We start from the raw sequence: 16,210 nt of genomic DNA on the forward strand, positions 1-16,210 counted from the left end.
AAGGTCACCCTTATAATATAAACTGAAACATGAAAGGAGAATTTTAATATGATACATCCGTCATATACAGAACTGATTCAGGCAATCAACAACAACGCAGAGGAAGACGACAACACAATGATGCTCAACAGCCGTTATTCTCTGGTACTTGCAACCAGCAAGAGAGCAAGACAGCTGATCGCAGGAGCAGAACCGCTTGTTGATGGTGCGGCAGGCAAGAAACCGCTTGCGATCGCGATCGACGAGTTATACAAAGGCAAAGTTAAGATCGTAGCAACCTCTGAGGAAGAAGCAGAGGAAACCACACCGGCTGCTTCCGAAGAAGCTGTAGAGGAGACAGCAGAGACTGCTGCAGAAGAAACAACCGAAGAAAATAACCAGTAAACTATCATGATCAGAAGACAGCTTGTCTTCTGATTATGTGTATCAGGAGATTATATGAAAATTTTATTTATATCACTGGGCTGTGACAAGAACCTTGCGGACTCAGAGGAAATGCTCGGACTTCTTACCGGAAGCGGGCATGAGATCGTGGATTCCGAGGAGGAAGCAGATGCGATCGTGATCAATACCTGCTGTTTTATCCATGATGCCAAGGAGGAGAGTGTCAATACGATCCTTGAGATGGCAGAATATAAAAAAACAGGCAGTTGCAAAGCACTGATTGTAACTGGCTGCATGGCACAGCGCTACAAAGAAGAAATCACACAGGAGATTCCGGAGGTGGATGCCGTTCTCGGAACCACATCTTACGGCGACATTGTAAAGGCATTAAACGAAGCACAGGCAGGAAATGTTTTCCAGGAGTTCCGTGATATCAATGAACTTCCGGAGGACTCCGGCAGACGTGTGCTGACAACGGGCGGCCACTTTGGTTATCTCAAGATCGCAGAGGGCTGTGACAAGCACTGCACCTACTGCATCATCCCGTCCCTTCGTGGCAGATTCAGAAGTGTTCCGGAAGAACGACTTCTTGCACAGGCAGAATACATGGCATCTCAGGGAGTCAAGGAGCTGATCCTTGTAGCTCAGGAGACCACCGTTTACGGTACAGATCTCTACGGCAAAAAAACACTCCACATCCTGCTTAAGAAGCTCTGTCAGATCAAAGGAATCCGCTGGATCCGTGTTCTCTACTGTTATCCGGAGGAGATCTACGATGAGCTGGTCCAGGTCATGAAAGAAGAAAAGAAGATCTGCAATTATCTTGACCTTCCGATCCAGCATGCAAGCGACCGTATCCTTAAGAGAATGGGCCGCCGCACGACAAGGAAGCAGCTCGAAGACATTATCGCGAAACTTCGCCGTGAGATCCCGGACATTGTGCTCCGTACTTCTCTGATCACTGGCTTCCCGGGTGAGACCCAGGAAGATCATGAAGAACTGATGGAATTCGTGGATGAGATGGAATTCGACCGTCTCGGCGTGTTCACTTACTCACCGGAGGAAGGAACACCGGCAGAAACCATGGAAGGACAGGTTCCGGAGGAAGTTAAGGAAGAGAGAAGAGATGAACTCATGTCTCTCCAGCAGGAGATTTCTCTGGAGAAGGGTGATGAGCGGATCGGACAGGAACTTGTTGTTATGATCGAGGGTAAAGTATCCGGCGAGAGCGCCTATATTGCGAGAACTTATGCAGATGCGCCGAAGGTTGACGGATATATCTTTGTTCAGACAGGGGAACTTCTTGTGACAGGTGACTTTGCACGTGTCCGTGTGACAGGTGCGCTGGAATACGATTTAATAGGAGAATTAGCTGATGAATACACCGAATAAACTGACAGTGGCCAGAATGATCATGGTTCCGTTTCTTGTTGTATTTCTGCTGACAGGATGGGGCGGAGAGGCAAATCGCTATATCGCTCTCATTATCTTTGCAGCAGCCAGCATCACAGACTGGTTTGACGGATACCTGGCCCGTAAAAATAATTTAGTAACAAATTTTGGTAAATTTATGGATCCTCTTGCGGACAAACTTCTTGTGTGTTCTGCAATGATCTGTATGATCGAACTTGGCAGACTTCCGGCCTGGTTTGTTATCATTATTATAGGAAGAGAATTTATTATCAGTGGATTTCGTCTGATCGCTGCAGAGAATGGCATTGTCATCGCAGCGAATTACTGGGGCAAATTCAAGACAGCATCACAGATGGTCATGATCATTTTGCTGATCCTGCATTTTGATAACATTGCTGCATTTGTGATCCTGGAGCAGATTTTTATCTGGATCTCTCTTGCACTGACCATCATTTCACTGATCACTTATATCTGGCAGAACCGTTCCGTTCTGTCCATGCAGGAGTAATCCGTTTTTATAATCAGGAGGCAGATATCAAATGATAACAGAGCTGATTTCTGTAGGAACAGAAATACTTCTTGGAAATATTGTGAATACCAACAGCGCATATCTTTCCGAAAAATGTGCAGAGCTTGGGCTTTCTGTCTATTATCAGACAGTTGTGGGAGACAATGAGACACGTATGCGCGAGACCATTCAGACGGCACTGGACCGTTCTGATATAGTGATCCTCACAGGTGGACTTGGACCTACCGAGGATGATCTGACGAAGGAAGTTACCGCTGAAGTCATGGGAATGAAACTGGTGGAGGATCGCCACAGCAGGAAACTGATGGAAGCATACCTCGAGCAGTATAAGAAAAACAACCCTCAGCGCAAGATCACAGCCAACAACTACAAGCAGGCAATGGTCCCGAAGGGAGCAATCGTTCTCGATAACCACAATGGCACCGCACCGGGACTGATCCTTGAGAAAAAAGGCAAGACAGCCATCCTTCTTCCAGGACCTCCAGGTGAGATGAAACCGATGTTTGAGGAGTCCGTTTTTCCATATCTTCGCAAGAAACAGCCGGAGATCATTTATTCCCAGATGGTGAAGATCTGCTCGATCGGTGAGAGTCAGGTTGCAGAGGAGATTGAGGATCTGATCGAAAGCCAGACCAATCCGACGATCGCACCATATGCCAAGACCGGTGAGGTACATCTTCGCATTACCGCCAAGGGCAAGAATGAGAAGGAATGTAAGAAACTCATCAAACCTGTTGTCAAAGAACTTAAGGCAAGATTCGGAAGAAACATTTTTGCGACAGAAGAATCCAAATCTCTGGAGGAAGCTGTGGTAGATATGCTGAAAGAACAGGAAATGACACTTTCTCTGGCAGAATCCTGTACAGGCGGTGCGATCGCCGCAAGGATCGTCAATGTGTCAGGTGCTTCTGAGGTATTTTTGCAGGGCATGGTTACTTACAGCAACAAAGCCAAGAGAAGATGCCTCGATGTCAGCAAGTCCACACTTAAGAAACACGGAGCTGTATCCGAGGAATGTGCAGCAGAAATGGCAAAGGGAGGCCGCAAAGCCTCCAAGACAGATATCTGCCTTTCCGTGACAGGGATCGCAGGCCCGGGCGGTGGAACAAAAGAAAAACCGGTCGGAACCGTCTTTATGGGATGCTCCTATAAGGGCTGCACGCAGGTAAGAGAATTCCATTTCCAGGGCAACCGTGCAAGAGTGAGAGAACAGACCGTTGCACACGGACTGGCATTCTTACGCGACTGCATGATGGAACGCGCTGATAAGGAAAATAATTAAGATCCATATGAGAAATCCCCCGCTGTTGAGCTGGACAGTGGGGGATTTTTTGTCTGATATATTGAGAAGATGTCAGTGGTGTGTCTGCTGCCTATCGGATCATCCGCATCAGGCTGACGATCTGATCAAGCTTTGCCGCCTCTTTTGGCGATTTTCCGGCTTTGAGGACATTCAGTATTGCTCCGATCTCATCAGACGAGAACTGAAGTCCGTTCTGCCGTCCCTGTGCAGCGGCACTCATCAGAAATGGAAGCATATCAGACGGGGATCTGCCTCCGCTCTGGTCTGCGAGGTTCTGTAGGAGGGCAAGTTTTGACGGATCGATATTTTGGAGTTTGGGGTCATTCTGCCATTCCTGGGTCATTTGGATCACCTTCTTCCTGGTCGGAGTGGCTCATAACCTGTATCAGCTGCATCATGACAAGAAAGTTGCTGATCTGGTCAAGCTGCCTGCGGCTCCTGCCATAGCTGAATTTCCGAAGATCATCCAGAAGTTCGGAAGGACTGGAAACAGAAGAACTGCAGATCTGCATATCAGGCTGTCTGCCGCGGAATAATGCCAGGGTGTTTGAGAGTTCTCTGGTTTTGGTGAACACGGAGAGAAGCTGCTGGCCTCTCGGGGAAAGATAAGGAATAAAAGCTTTCAGCATCTGCGACTGGTCGTCGGAAATGAGCTGGTCGAATTTTGTCTGAGCGATAATTTCCTCTTCCATAAGGCAAAGCTCCTTTTTTTATTACGAAGATATGCTTTTTGCTTTTAGATTATGACGTGGGAGGATGATTTGACATAAGATAAATAGTAAGAAAGATCAGAAAGGCAGCAACCATGGAAAATAAAAAAGAAAAGCTTGTGCTGGACGGAAATGCTTTTTATGAACTGGACCTGGAATGTCTTAAGCATAGAAGGGAAAATATGCAGAGAGAAAAAGAGCGACGGGCAGAAAGAAACAGACAAAGGCAGAGGAAATGATCCTCTGCTTTTTGTCTGCAGACTGTAGTTTGTTGAAAGGGGCGGGATCAGCATCCACATCCTCCGCAGCCGTTACCGCAGCCAAAGCCGTTGTTGCCGCAAAGAAGAAGCAGAACCACGATGATCCAGCAGTTGTCATTGTTACCGCATCCACAGCCATTGCCGCAGCCGTTGTTGCCACAGCAGCACATCAGGATGATGATCCAGAGGATACAGTTGCAGGAGCTGCCTCCAAAAAGGCTGGTTCCATTGCCGCATCCGCAGTCGTTGCCGCATCCGCAACCATTGTTGCATCCACAGCCACAGTCGTTGTTACATCCACAGTTTGTAGCAGCCAAATCACTCATTATAAAATCCTCCAGCTTTTTGTCTACAATTCATTTTATGTAGATAGGATGTCCGGTGTGAAAAAATATCCAGTTGCAAAAGAAACGGCCATGGGATATAATACCCGGGTAAACACAGCAGAAAAAGAAAAGGAGAGGATGGAATGGCAGACAGGGGACTGTTTGACATGCACTGCCATATTGTACCGGCAGTCGATGATGGAGCTCAGAGTGTAAAAGAAGCTTTTGCTATGCTTCAGATGGAGTACGATCAGGGTGTGCGTAAGATTATTGTGACGCCCCATTTCAGAAGAGAAATGTTTGAGACTCCTTCGAAAATTATCAAAAAGCATTTTCTGGTATTGAGACGACTGGCGGAAAAGATCGGACCAGATTTCAAAGTGTTCCTCGGATGTGAATTTCATGCAAATGTAGAAATGCTGGATTATCTGCGTTCTGACAAGGTTTATTCGATGGCTGGTTCCAGATATGTGCTCACAGAATTTTCTTCAAGTACAGAAGAAAAGTATATCAGCGACAGGATCTACGAACTGCTTTCCGGCGGATACAGGCCGATCATAGCACATATTGAACGTTACAGATGCATGCATGATCTGGATTTTGTAGAACATCTTGTAAATAAAGGTGCACTGATGCAGGTCAATGCAGACAGTGTGATCGGCAAGAACGGACATGCAGCCAAGAAATACTGCGGGAAACTTCTGGAAGAAGAACTTGTAAGTTATATTGGTTCTGACTGCCATGGAAGCAAACGCCGTGTCACAAGGATCGGAGATGCCTATGCCTATGTCACAAAGAAAATGGGACGGCAGATGGCCGACGAGATCTTTATTGATAATCCGCAGGAGATCCTTGATAATGCGAAGCACTGCATGACGGCAGCTCATAGATAAGTTTTTGTGAATCGTTCTGACAATAACGTTATCGCTTTAAGTTGTTAAACTAATAAGAAAACACCCTTGACAAACAAAAAGCCAATTTGTATACTTTTAGAAGTATATGAAACGGCTTTGAAGGGAAGAAGTAACAGAAGCAACACACACAGAGAGCAGCCGGATGGTGAGAGGCGCGTGCAGTACTTTTGCGAATACATCCCGGAGCTTCGCACCGAACTTTTTTCAGTAGGCTGCGACGGAGTGGCACTCGTTACCGTGCTCAATGAGGCGGGAGATTTTCCGCGAAGTTAGGTGGTATCACGGGACCCGGTTCTCGTCCTAAGAAGGACAGGAACCGGGCTTTTTTGCATATCGAGGAGGCGCCTTTGGACGCACCTGATGATGAATACCGCGACAGGAGGAAATTATTATGACAGTATGGGAAGAACTTAAGGCCAGAGGCCTGATCGCCCAGGTAACAGACGAAGACGAGATCAAAGAAATGGTAAACAACGGTAAGGCTACTTTCTACATCGGATTTGACCCTACCGCAGACAGCCTTCATGTAGGACACTTCATGGCACTCTGCCTGATGAAACGTCTCCAGATGGCAGGCAACCGTCCAATCGCACTTCTCGGCGGCGGTACCGGTATGATCGGTGACCCGTCAGGAAGAACTGACATGCGTCAGATGATGACAAAAGAAACCATCCAGCACAACATTGACTGCTTCAAGAAACAGATGTCCCGCTTCATCGACTTTTCCGATGGCAAGGCACTGATGGTCAACAATGCTGACTGGCTTCTGAACCTGAACTATGTAGATCTGCTTCGTGATGTAGGAGCTCATTTCTCAGTAAATCGTATGCTTACTGCAGAGTGCTACAAACAGCGTATGGAGAGAGGACTTAGTTTCCTTGAATTCAACTACATGATCATGCAGAGCTATGACTTCTATATGTTATACCAGAAATACGGCTGCAATATGCAGTTTGGCGGTGATGACCAGTGGAGCAACATGCTCGGCGGTACAGAACTGATCCGTCGTAAACTTGGCAAAGATGCATACGCTATGACCATCACACTTCTTCTGAACTCAGAGGGCAAGAAGATGGGCAAGACACAGTCCGGTGCTGTATGGCTTGATCCGAACAAGACATCTCCATTTGATTTCTACCAGTACTGGAGAAACGTAGACGATGCAGACGTTATCAAATGCATGCGTCTTCTTACTTTCCTTCCACTTGAGCAGATCGATGAGATGGCCAAATGGGAAGGAAGCCAGTTAAACAAAGCCAAAGAGATCCTTGCATACGAGCTGACAAACCTGGTTCATGGCGAAGAAGAAGCCAAGAAAGCTCAGGAAGGTGCAAGAGCACTGTTCTCTGGCGGCGCAGACACTGCACATATGCCAAGCACAGAGCTGACTGATGAAGATTTCACAGAGGAAGGAACCATCGACCTTATCACAATGCTGATCAAGACAGGCCTCGTTCCGACACGTTCTGAGGGACGTCGTGCGATCGAGCAGGGCGGTGTTTCCATCGACGGTGAAAAGATCACAGACATCAAACACACAGTTGCCAAAGACGCACTCGCAGGTGACGGTGTTGTCCTCAAACGAGGCAAAAAGAAATTCAACAGAGTTTATGCTAAATAATAAGTGTTTTTTTGATAAATACTTTTAGGAGGAAAGAATCATGAAGAAATACGGAGTAAACGAACTTCGTCAGATGTTCCTTGATTTCATGGAGAGCAAAGGACATCTCGCAATGAAAAGCTTCTCCCTGGTACCTCAGGGAGACAAGAGCCTCCTGCTGATCAACGCAGGTATGGCTCCACTGAAACCATATTTCACAGGTGCAGAGAAACCGCCGAGAACAAGAGTCACCACATGTCAGAAATGTATCCGTACAGGTGATATCGAAAACGTTGGTAAGACAGCACGTCACGGTACCTTCTTTGAGATGCTTGGTAACTTCTCTTTTGGAGATTACTTCAAGAGAGAAGCGATCCACTGGTCCTGGGAATTCCTGACAGAAGTCGTTGGCCTGGATGCAAACAGACTGTACCCGTCAGTATATCTGGAGGATGATGAAGCATTCGACATCTGGAATAAAGAAATCGGAATTCCGGCAGACAGAATCTTCCGTTTCGGTAAGGAAGATAACTTCTGGGAGCATGGCGCAGGTCCTTGCGGTCCATGTTCTGAGATCTACTATGACCGTGGAGAGAAATATGGCTGCGGAAAACCTGGCTGTACTGTAGGCTGCGACTGCGACCGTTACATGGAAGTATGGAACAACGTATTCACTCAGTTTGAGAACGATGGAAACGGAAACTATACAACCTTGAAACAGAAGAACATCGATACAGGTATGGGCCTTGAGCGTCTGGCAGTTGTTGTTCAGGATGTTGATTCTATCTTTGATGTGGATACCATCTGTGCACTTCGTAACCTGGTATGCGAGATTGCAGGCAAGGAATATGAGAAGAACTATCAGGATGACGTATCCATCCGTCTGATCACAGACCATATCCGTTCTGCAACATTTATGATCTCCGATGGTATCATGCCGACCAACGAAGGACGTGGATATGTACTTCGTCGTCTGATCCGTCGTGCAGCACGTCATGGACGTCTTCTGGGAATCAAGGGAACTTTCCTTGCAAAACTCAGTGCAGAAGTGATCGACGGATCCAAAGCAGGATATCCGGAATTGGAAGAAAAGAAAGAGTTTATCTTCAAAGTCCTGACAAACGAAGAGAACCAGTTCAACAAGACCATCGACCAGGGTCTCCGCATCCTTGCAGACATGGAAGAAGAGATGAAAGCAGCCGGAGTAAAAACCCTTTCAGGAGAAAATGCATTCAAACTGTACGATACTTACGGATTCCCGCTTGACCTCACCAAAGAGATCCTTGAGGAAAAGGGTTACGGAATCGACGAAGACGGCTTCCAGAAAGCAATGGAAGCGCAGAGAGTCAAAGCACGTACTGCACGTGAAGTGACCAACTACATGGGAGCTGACGCTACCGTATATGATGAGATCGATGTCAATGTAACGACAGAGTTCGAAGGATACGATCACCTCACATATGATTCCGAGATCACAGTTCTCACAACAGAAAAAGAAATCGTAACTTCTCTGATGGAAGGTCAGAAAGGTACTGTATTTGTAAGAGAAACACCATTCTACGCTACCATGGGTGGACAGGAAGGTGATACTGGTGTGATCGAGACTGCAAATGGTAAATTTGTAGTAGAAGATACCATCAAACTTCGTGGCGGTAAATTTGGCCATGTCGGACATATGGAATCTGGAATGCTTTCCACAGGAGAGACAGTAGCTCTTAAAGTTAATGAGCAGGCCCGCCGTGATACGGAGAAGAACCACAGTGCAACACATCTTCTTCAGAAAGCACTCAAGACTGTCCTTGGTTCTCACATAGAACAGAAAGGTTCCCTGGTAACTCCGGACAGACTTCGTTTTGACTTTGCACACTTCCAGGCAATGACACCGGAAGAGATCGCAGAGACAGAAGCTCTCGTAAACAAAGAGATCCAGGCAGCTCTTCCTGTAGAGACAAATGTCATGGACATCGAAGAAGCCAAGAAATCCGGCGCAATGGCTCTGTTCGGCGAGAAATACAACCAGAAGGTACGTGTCGTATCCATGGGCGACTTCTCCAAAGAACTCTGTGGTGGTACACACGTTAAGAACACAAGCTCCATCATGCTCTTCAAGATCGTATCCGAGGCTGGTATCGCAGCAGGTGTACGTCGTATCGAGGCACTGACAGGAAACGGTGTTATTGAATATTATAAGAAACAGGAAGCTATGCTCCACGAGGCTGCCAAAGCACTCAAGGCACAGCCGGCAGAAGTTGCTGAGAAGATCACACATCTCCAGGCAGAGGTCAAATCTCTCCAGAGCGAGAACGAATCCCTCAAGAGCAAACTGGCTCAGGGATCTCTTGGTGATATCATGAACCAGATCGTAGATGTCAAGGGTGTGAAACTCCTTGCAGCTAAGGTTGAGGGCGTTGACATGAACGGACTCCGTGATCTGGGTGATCAGCTCAAAGAGAAGATCGGAGAGGGCGTTGTTGTCCTTGCAGCTGTAAACGGCGGCAAAGTAAATCTCCTTGCCATGGCTACAGATGCAGCTCAGAAAGCAGGAGCACATGCAGGAAACCTCATCAAAGGTGTCGCAGCGATCGTAGGCGGTGGCGGCGGCGGTCGTCCGAACATGGCTCAGGCCGGCGGAAAGAATCCGGAAAAAGCGGACGAAGCAGTTAAAGCAGCAGCAGGAATCCTGGAACAGCAGATCCACTAAAAAGTGCATTTTTTGTCAAAAATAATTTTTTTCTAAATTTAGCCAAAAGATGTTGACGAATGTTATCACTATGTTATATAATAACAGTCGTGCAAGAAAAATACCCAGACAGTTGTATTTTAGCACAATCTACAACTGGAGGGAGGTTAGGTGTGAGTCTATGTCAAACGTTATCGTAAAAGAAAACGAGACTTTAGATAGCGCTCTTCGCAGATTCAAGAGAAGCTGTGCAAAAGCAGGTATCCAGCAGGAAATCCGCAAGAGAGAGCATTACGAGAAACCAAGCGTTCGTCGTAAGAAAAAATCTGAAGCCGCAAGAAAACGTAAATATAATTAATTGTGCGCAAAAAATCCCTGACGACAAGTCCGTCAGGGATTTTTAAGATTTAAAATTGATACTTATTTAACGAGACAGAGGAAAGGGCAACGGGGAAGAGTTTATGGGTCGTATTATGCAGTTTCTTAAGAGAATTTTAAAACTTCTGTTCAACAGGATCTTTTATGTTGCGCTTGCCCTTTTGATCCAGATGGGCTGGCTTTTGATCACCGCATGGAGGCTGGCAGCTTACTCGAAATATATTTCCAATGCGATCGGGATCATCAGTGTTCTGATCGTGCTCTGGATCGTAAACAAAAAGATCAATCCATCCTACAAACTGGGATGGACGATCCTGATAATGACGGTTCCTGTATTTGGTGTTCTCCTGTATGTGCTTTTTGGTAAATCCAGGATCGCGCAGGCGATCCAGGACAAATACACACAGGTTCAGGAAGAAAGCCTTCCTTATATGGAGCAGGATGAGCAGACGTTTCAAGAACTGGAAGAACAGAGCGCGGGAGCGGCGGTGCAGTCCAGATATATCCATCAGTATTCCAGTTTCCCTGTCCATGGGAATACAACGGCAGAATATTTCCAGGTCGGAGATGACATGTTCCCGGTCCTGGTACGTGAGTTGGAACAGGCGCAGCATTATATCTATATTGAGTATTTTATCATCAATGACGGTGTGATGTGGCGGACGATCCTCGATATTCTGGAACGCAAGGCGAAAGAGGGCGTGGATGTCCGGCTGATCTATGACGGATTTGGCTGCCTTACCACGCTTCCGAACAGATACGACAAAGTTCTCAGGGAAAAGAGCATCAAATGTACCATTTTCAACCCGTTTCGGCCGCTTCTGAATATCGTTCAGAATAACCGCGACCACCGCAAGATCTGCGTGATCGACGGTAAGACAGGATTTACCGGGGGAATCAACCTCGCGGACGAATATATCAACCAGAAAGAACGCTTCGGTCACTGGAAGGATACCGCAGTCATGCTCAAGGGCGAGGCTGTCTGGAATATGACGGTGATGTTCCTGCATATGTGGAGTGTGGTCAATAACTCTGCAGAGCCGATGGAGCATGAACTCCATATGCCGCACAAATATCATCCAGAGGCATTTGAGGATGACGGTTTCGTGCAGCCATACAGTGATACGCCGCTGGACGGGGAAGTCCTCGGTGAGAACGTTTACCTGAACATCATCAACCGTGCAAAGAAATATGTCTATATCTGTACGCCATATCTGATCATCGACAATGAGATGATGACAGCCCTCTGTCTGGCTGCCAAGAGCGGTATCGATGTCCGGATCATGACACCGGGTGTCCCGGACAAGAAGATGGTCTTTCTGCTGACACAGTCTTATTATGAGCAGCTTCTGGAGGCAGGAGTGCGGATCTATGAGTACCAGCCGGGATTCCTTCATGCGAAATCTTTTGTCTGTGATGATGAGATCGCGGTTGTCGGAACGATCAATCTGGACTACCGCAGCCTGTATCTTCATTTTGAAAACGGCGTCTGGTTCTACAAGAACAAAGTAGTCGGGGATATTCTGGAGGATTTCAGAGAAACCCTGAATTATTGTGATCCGATCAATATTGAATTCTGCCGTGACAGAAACATCCTGGTGCGCGGATTCCAGAGCATCCTGAGGCTTTTTGCCCCGCTGTTATAAAAATGATACGAAAGGGAATACGACGGTTTTTCGAGAGGGGAACTGCCGCATTCCTTTTTTGTATGCAATGGTATAATTTCACAGGAAAGTTTTTACAATAGTAAGGAAAAGGATTTTGAGGTATTGTATGAAATTCCCTGGAAAAATAAGAAAAACGGCGGCATGTTTTTTATTATTCTGTATTGTACTTGCCTGCATTCCCGTACATGCAGAAGAAAATGAGGCGGTGGAGATCTCGGCACCAAGTGGTGTCCTGATGGAGCCGGAGACAAAAACGATTCTTTATGAGAAAGACAAAGACACCAGAAGGAGTCCTGCGAGTGTCACAAAAGTCATGACGCTCCTGTTGATCTTCGATCACCTGAAAGACGGAAGCCTGAAACTTACCGATACTGTGACGACAAGCGCACATGCGAAATCCATGGGCGGTTCGCAGGTTTTTCTGGAAGAAGGCGAGACGCAGGATGTGGAGACGATGATCAAGTGTATCGTCGTTGCATCGGGAAATGATGCCAGTGTTGCGATGGCAGAACATATCGCAGGAAGTGAGGAAGCTTTTGTAAAAGAGATGAATGCCAGGGCAGAAGGGCTTGGGATGGAAAATACGCATTTTGTCGACTGCTGTGGACTGACGGATTCGGATGAACATTATACGACAGCATATGACATTGCCCTGATGAGCCGGGAGCTGATCCTGAATTATCCGGAGATCTTTCAGTATTCTTCGATCTGGATGGAAAATATCACTCACGTTACCAGACAGGGAAGCAAAGAATTCGGACTCACCAACACGAATCGACTGATCCGTACGTATTCCGGCTGTATCGGACTCAAAACGGGAAGTACCAGCAAAGCGGGATTCTGCCTGAGCGCGGTGGCAGAGAGGAATGAACTTATGCTGATCTCTGTCGTTATGGCAGCACCGGATTATAAGGCAAGGCTCAAAGATGCCGCCTCTCTTCTGGATTATGGATTTGCCAGGTGCTGTCGCTATATCGACAACAAACCGGCAGAACTTCCAGAGCTTTCTGTAAAGAAAGGAAAAGAAGAAACGGTCTCGCTTTCCTACGATGGCACTTTCCGTTATCTGGATACCGAAGGACACAGCATTTCCGATGTAAAAAAAGAAATAAGTCTTCCCGAAAAGACCGAAGCACCGATAAAAAAAGGCGCGAAAGCAGGAGAAGTGATCTATACCGCAGGTGATAAAGAACTTGGACGCCTTACGATCCTTTATGCGGAAGACATTGAACGTGCGGGATATCTCGACTGCCTTCGCAAAACAGCTGGTTATTTATGGCTAACCGCCGGGCAGGAATCTTTTGACAAAGATACACTGTGAGAGGTATAATAATATCCAAATGGTCAAAGCAAAAACTAGGAGAAGAAAACAATGAAAGAAATCAGAACACAAGATGCAGTGGGACATATCCTGTGCCACGACATCACACAGATCATCAAAGATCAGAAAAAGGGAGTTTTATTCAAAAAAGGACATATCGTAAGGGAAGAAGACATACCTGCACTTCTTTCTGTAGGAAAAGAGCATCTTTTCGTGTGGGAGAAAAAGGAGGGGATCCTTCACGAAAACGAGGCAGCAGAGATCCTTTACAAGATTTCCGCAGGAGAGCATATGCATGGAAGTGACATCAAGGAAGGCAAGATCGAGCTGATCGCGGACTGCGACGGTGTGCTTAAGATCCGAAGAGATGCACTTCTTAAGGTAAACTCTCTGGGTGAGATGATGATCGCATCCAGACACGGCGATTTCCCGATCAGAAAGGGCGACAAGATCGCAGGAACCCGTATCATCCCGCTTGTGATCGAGAAGGAAAAAATGGACCGCGCCGAGGAAGTGGCAGGAGAGGAGCCGATCTTTTCCATTCTTCCTTTCAAAAATAAGAAGGCGGGGATCGTGACCACCGGAAGCGAAGTAAAGAACGGACTGATCAAGGATACTTTTACACCGGTCCTTAAAGATAAACTGGAGGAATATGCCTGTCCTGTCATGGGGCAGACCACACCGGGTGATGACCGAAAACAGATCACAGCCGACATTCTGAACTTTATCAAAGAAGGCGCAGACCTTGTGATCTGCAGCGGTGGGATGAGCGTGGACCCGGATGACCGCACACCTGGCGCGATCAAGGATACAGGGGCAGATATCGTCACATACGGAGCTCCGGTGCTTCCGGGAGCCATGCTGCTTCTCGCCTATTATAAGGACGGAGAGCGGACAGTGCCGATCCTCGGACTTCCGGGATGTGTCATGTACGCCAAGAGAACAGTCTTTGACTTGATCCTTCCGCGTGTCATGGCAGATGATCCGATCCGTGCTGAGGAGATCGCAGCCTACGGAGAGGGCGGACTCTGCCTGAACTGTGCATCCTGCACCTTCCCGAACTGCGGTTTCGGTAAATAAAAAATATTGGGGAATTACATGAAAAAAACATTCAGAACCAGAACATATGAGATTCACACAGATAAACTGAAAAACGGACATAAAGTAAGATTTGCATTTCTGACAGATCTTCATGGCCTTATCTATGGCAATAATCATCAGGAATTATATGACGCTGTTCTGAAACATGATCCGGCGGCAGTTCTTGTCGCCGGAGATATGATCGTCAACCGAAAGACTGAGACGCTTCAGGCGGCAGCAGTGCTTCTGAGCCGTCTGAGTGAGAAGATACCGGTTTTTTATACGCTTGGGAACCATGAGTATAAGATGCTTCTGAATCCTGAAGTACGGCAGGAGTACTTGAATTATGAACGGCTGCTCACTAGTGCAGGTGTGTGCTTTCTGCATAATGAGCGCATATCTTCGAATTTTTGTGGAACTGATTTTATCTTTCACGGACTGGAACTTCCAATCGAATATTATCACAAACCGAATTCTCCAAAACTCAGTCTCACAGAGCTGGAAGAACTTCTCGGGACACCGTTCATGTCGGGGATACATATTCTTCTGGCACATAACCCTAAATATGGAAATACGTATCTTTCCTGGGGTGCGGACCTTGTTTTGTCCGGACATTATCATGGGGGAATCCTGCGCTTTGGCGAGAATCACGGGCTGACCTGCCCGCAGTATCTCCTTTTTCCGCCGTATTGCTGCGGCAGATTCCAAAGCGGCAAAAGCACGATGCTTGTCAGTGCAGGGCTTGGAGAGCATACGATACCGATCCGTCTCCACAATCCGAGGGAGCTTCTGGTGATCGAATTCTGTCCGTCTGCCCATAAGGAAGACTCTTACAAAACAGGAAGGAAAACAGCAAATGGCAATACCGGTAAAAATTAACGTCTTTGAAGGACCTCTTGACCTTCTTCTCCATCTGATCGAAAAAAACAAGATCGATATCTATGATATTCCGATCGTGGAGATCACAGATCAGTACATGGAATATATTCACTCCATGGAAAAAGAAGACTTAGGCGTCATGAGCGAATTTCTTGTCATGGCGGCGACACTTCTCGACATCAAGTGTAAAATGCTTCTCCCGAAAGAAGTGAACGAAGAGGGTGAGGAAGAGGATCCGCGAGAAGAACTTGTCCAGAAACTTCTGGAATATAAGATGTATAAATATATGTCCTATGAACTGAAAGACAGGATGGACGGGGCTGTCGGAGTTTTTTATAAGGGAGCTACTGTTCCGGACGAGGTAATGAAGTACAGGGAGCCGGTCGACCCGAGGGAACTTCTTGCGGGACTTACCCTTGAGAAACTGCACAGCATTTATCAGTCGATCCTTAAGAAACAGGAGGACAAGATCGACCCGATCCGAAGCAGATTTGGAACGATCGAGAAAGAAGAAGTCAGTCTTTCCGAAAAAATGCTCGAAATGAAGGAATATGCAGGAAACCACAGGAAATTCAGTTTCCGTCAGCTGCTTGTCGGGCAGAAGTCAAGAGTGCAGCTTATCGTGACTTTTCTTTCTATTCTGGAACTGATGAAGATGGGATATATTCACGTGGAGCAGGACGAGCTGTTCGATGATATTCAGGTGGATGTTGTCAGGGACCCTGTAGAATGGACACATTTGACAGAATTTGCAGACGAATAAATA

Annotated in this window: 17 protein-coding genes and 1 other annotated feature; of the genes, 14 read left to right on the forward strand and 3 right to left on the reverse strand. The window is 46.8% G+C overall.

Translation table 11 applies throughout. The annotated features are described in order from the left end of the window. The first annotated feature begins 48 nt into the window (after positions 1-48). From rpoZ to DWX28_RS01550, 4 genes are read left to right on the forward strand one after another with little or no spacing between them, the layout of a single operon-like run. Entirely contained in the window at positions 49-384 is a 336-nt protein-coding gene (gene rpoZ / locus DWX28_RS01535) for a DNA-directed RNA polymerase subunit omega (RefSeq protein WP_022214853.1), read from the forward strand. 54 nt (positions 385-438) lie between these two features. Then, positions 439-1,776 (forward strand): 30S ribosomal protein S12 methylthiotransferase RimO, encoded by a 1,338-nt coding sequence (gene rimO / locus DWX28_RS01540; protein WP_022214852.1) that lies wholly within the window; start codon positions 439-441, stop codon positions 1,774-1,776. Continuing rightward, complete coding sequence (gene pgsA / locus DWX28_RS01545; RefSeq protein ID WP_022214851.1) at positions 1,760-2,305, forward strand: CDP-diacylglycerol--glycerol-3-phosphate 3-phosphatidyltransferase; 546 nt, start codon at positions 1,760-1,762, stop codon at positions 2,303-2,305. Before rimO ends, pgsA begins: the two co-directional genes overlap by 17 nt. A gap of 31 nt (positions 2,306-2,336) precedes the next feature. After that, a complete protein-coding gene (locus DWX28_RS01550) occupies positions 2,337-3,608 on the forward strand; it encodes a competence/damage-inducible protein A (protein ID WP_022214850.1) in 1,272 nt (423 codons plus the stop codon). A 91-nt stretch (positions 3,609-3,699) separates the two neighbouring features. Here DWX28_RS01550 and DWX28_RS01555 read toward each other — a convergent pair whose 3' ends face one another. Then, entirely contained in the window at positions 3,700-3,972 is a 273-nt protein-coding gene (locus DWX28_RS01555) for a hypothetical protein (RefSeq protein WP_022214849.1), read from the reverse strand. Next, positions 3,950-4,321, reverse strand: a complete 372-nt coding sequence (locus DWX28_RS01560) for a hypothetical protein (protein ID WP_022214848.1) — start codon at positions 4,319-4,321, stop codon at positions 3,950-3,952. The genes DWX28_RS01555 and DWX28_RS01560 overlap by 23 nt, the downstream gene beginning before the upstream one ends. A gap of 113 nt (positions 4,322-4,434) precedes the next feature. Here DWX28_RS01560 and DWX28_RS19490 point away from each other — a divergent pair, with 113 nt between their 5' ends. Beyond that, positions 4,435-4,578 (forward strand): hypothetical protein, encoded by a 144-nt coding sequence (locus DWX28_RS19490; RefSeq protein ID WP_022214847.1) that lies wholly within the window; start codon positions 4,435-4,437, stop codon positions 4,576-4,578. Positions 4,579-4,625: 47 nt separating this feature from the next. Here DWX28_RS19490 and DWX28_RS01565 read toward each other — a convergent pair whose 3' ends face one another. Then, positions 4,626-4,925, reverse strand: coding sequence for a hypothetical protein (locus DWX28_RS01565; protein ID WP_022214846.1), 300 nt, complete (start codon positions 4,923-4,925; stop codon positions 4,626-4,628). A 143-nt stretch (positions 4,926-5,068) separates the two neighbouring features. Here DWX28_RS01565 and DWX28_RS01570 point away from each other — a divergent pair, with 143 nt between their 5' ends. The 9 genes from DWX28_RS01570 to DWX28_RS01615 all read left to right on the forward strand — a co-directional run bounded on the left by DWX28_RS01570 (position 5,069) and on the right by DWX28_RS01615 (position 16,207). Next, a complete protein-coding gene (locus DWX28_RS01570; RefSeq protein ID WP_022214845.1) occupies positions 5,069-5,818 on the forward strand; it encodes a CpsB/CapC family capsule biosynthesis tyrosine phosphatase in 750 nt (249 codons plus the stop codon). Between the two features lie 108 nt (positions 5,819-5,926). Beyond that, positions 5,927-6,145: a binding site (T-box leader), on the forward strand. Positions 6,146-6,230: 85 nt separating this feature from the next. After that, positions 6,231-7,460: a tyrosine--tRNA ligase gene (gene tyrS / locus DWX28_RS01580; RefSeq protein WP_022214844.1), complete on the forward strand. Its 1,230-nt coding sequence runs from the start codon at positions 6,231-6,233 to the stop codon at positions 7,458-7,460. 40 nt (positions 7,461-7,500) lie between these two features. Continuing rightward, on the forward strand, positions 7,501-10,140 hold the full coding sequence (gene alaS / locus DWX28_RS01585; RefSeq protein WP_022214843.1) for an alanine--tRNA ligase: 2,640 nt from the start codon (positions 7,501-7,503) through the stop codon (positions 10,138-10,140). A gap of 160 nt (positions 10,141-10,300) precedes the next feature. Continuing rightward, on the forward strand, positions 10,301-10,477 hold the full coding sequence (gene rpsU, locus DWX28_RS01590; RefSeq protein WP_004222305.1) for a 30S ribosomal protein S21: 177 nt from the start codon (positions 10,301-10,303) through the stop codon (positions 10,475-10,477). A gap of 103 nt (positions 10,478-10,580) precedes the next feature. Next, positions 10,581-12,143: a cardiolipin synthase gene (gene cls / locus DWX28_RS01595; RefSeq protein ID WP_118251460.1), complete on the forward strand. Its 1,563-nt coding sequence runs from the start codon at positions 10,581-10,583 to the stop codon at positions 12,141-12,143. A gap of 127 nt (positions 12,144-12,270) precedes the next feature. Continuing rightward, positions 12,271-13,485 (forward strand): D-alanyl-D-alanine carboxypeptidase family protein, encoded by a 1,215-nt coding sequence (locus DWX28_RS01600; RefSeq protein ID WP_022213765.1) that lies wholly within the window; start codon positions 12,271-12,273, stop codon positions 13,483-13,485. A gap of 51 nt (positions 13,486-13,536) precedes the next feature. Beyond that, entirely contained in the window at positions 13,537-14,565 is a 1,029-nt protein-coding gene (locus DWX28_RS01605) for a molybdopterin-binding protein (protein WP_022213766.1), read from the forward strand. A gap of 18 nt (positions 14,566-14,583) precedes the next feature. Then, positions 14,584-15,444, forward strand: a complete 861-nt coding sequence (locus DWX28_RS01610; protein ID WP_118251461.1) for a metallophosphoesterase — start codon at positions 14,584-14,586, stop codon at positions 15,442-15,444. Then, on the forward strand, positions 15,422-16,207 hold the full coding sequence (locus tag DWX28_RS01615; protein ID WP_022213768.1) for a segregation and condensation protein A: 786 nt from the start codon (positions 15,422-15,424) through the stop codon (positions 16,205-16,207). Before DWX28_RS01610 ends, DWX28_RS01615 begins: the two co-directional genes overlap by 23 nt. The last annotated feature ends 3 nt before the right edge of the window (positions 16,208-16,210 follow it).

Source organism: Blautia sp. AF19-10LB (genome assembly GCF_003461245.1).
Classification (GTDB): domain Bacteria; phylum Bacillota; class Clostridia; order Lachnospirales; family Lachnospiraceae; genus Blautia_A; species Blautia_A intestinihominis.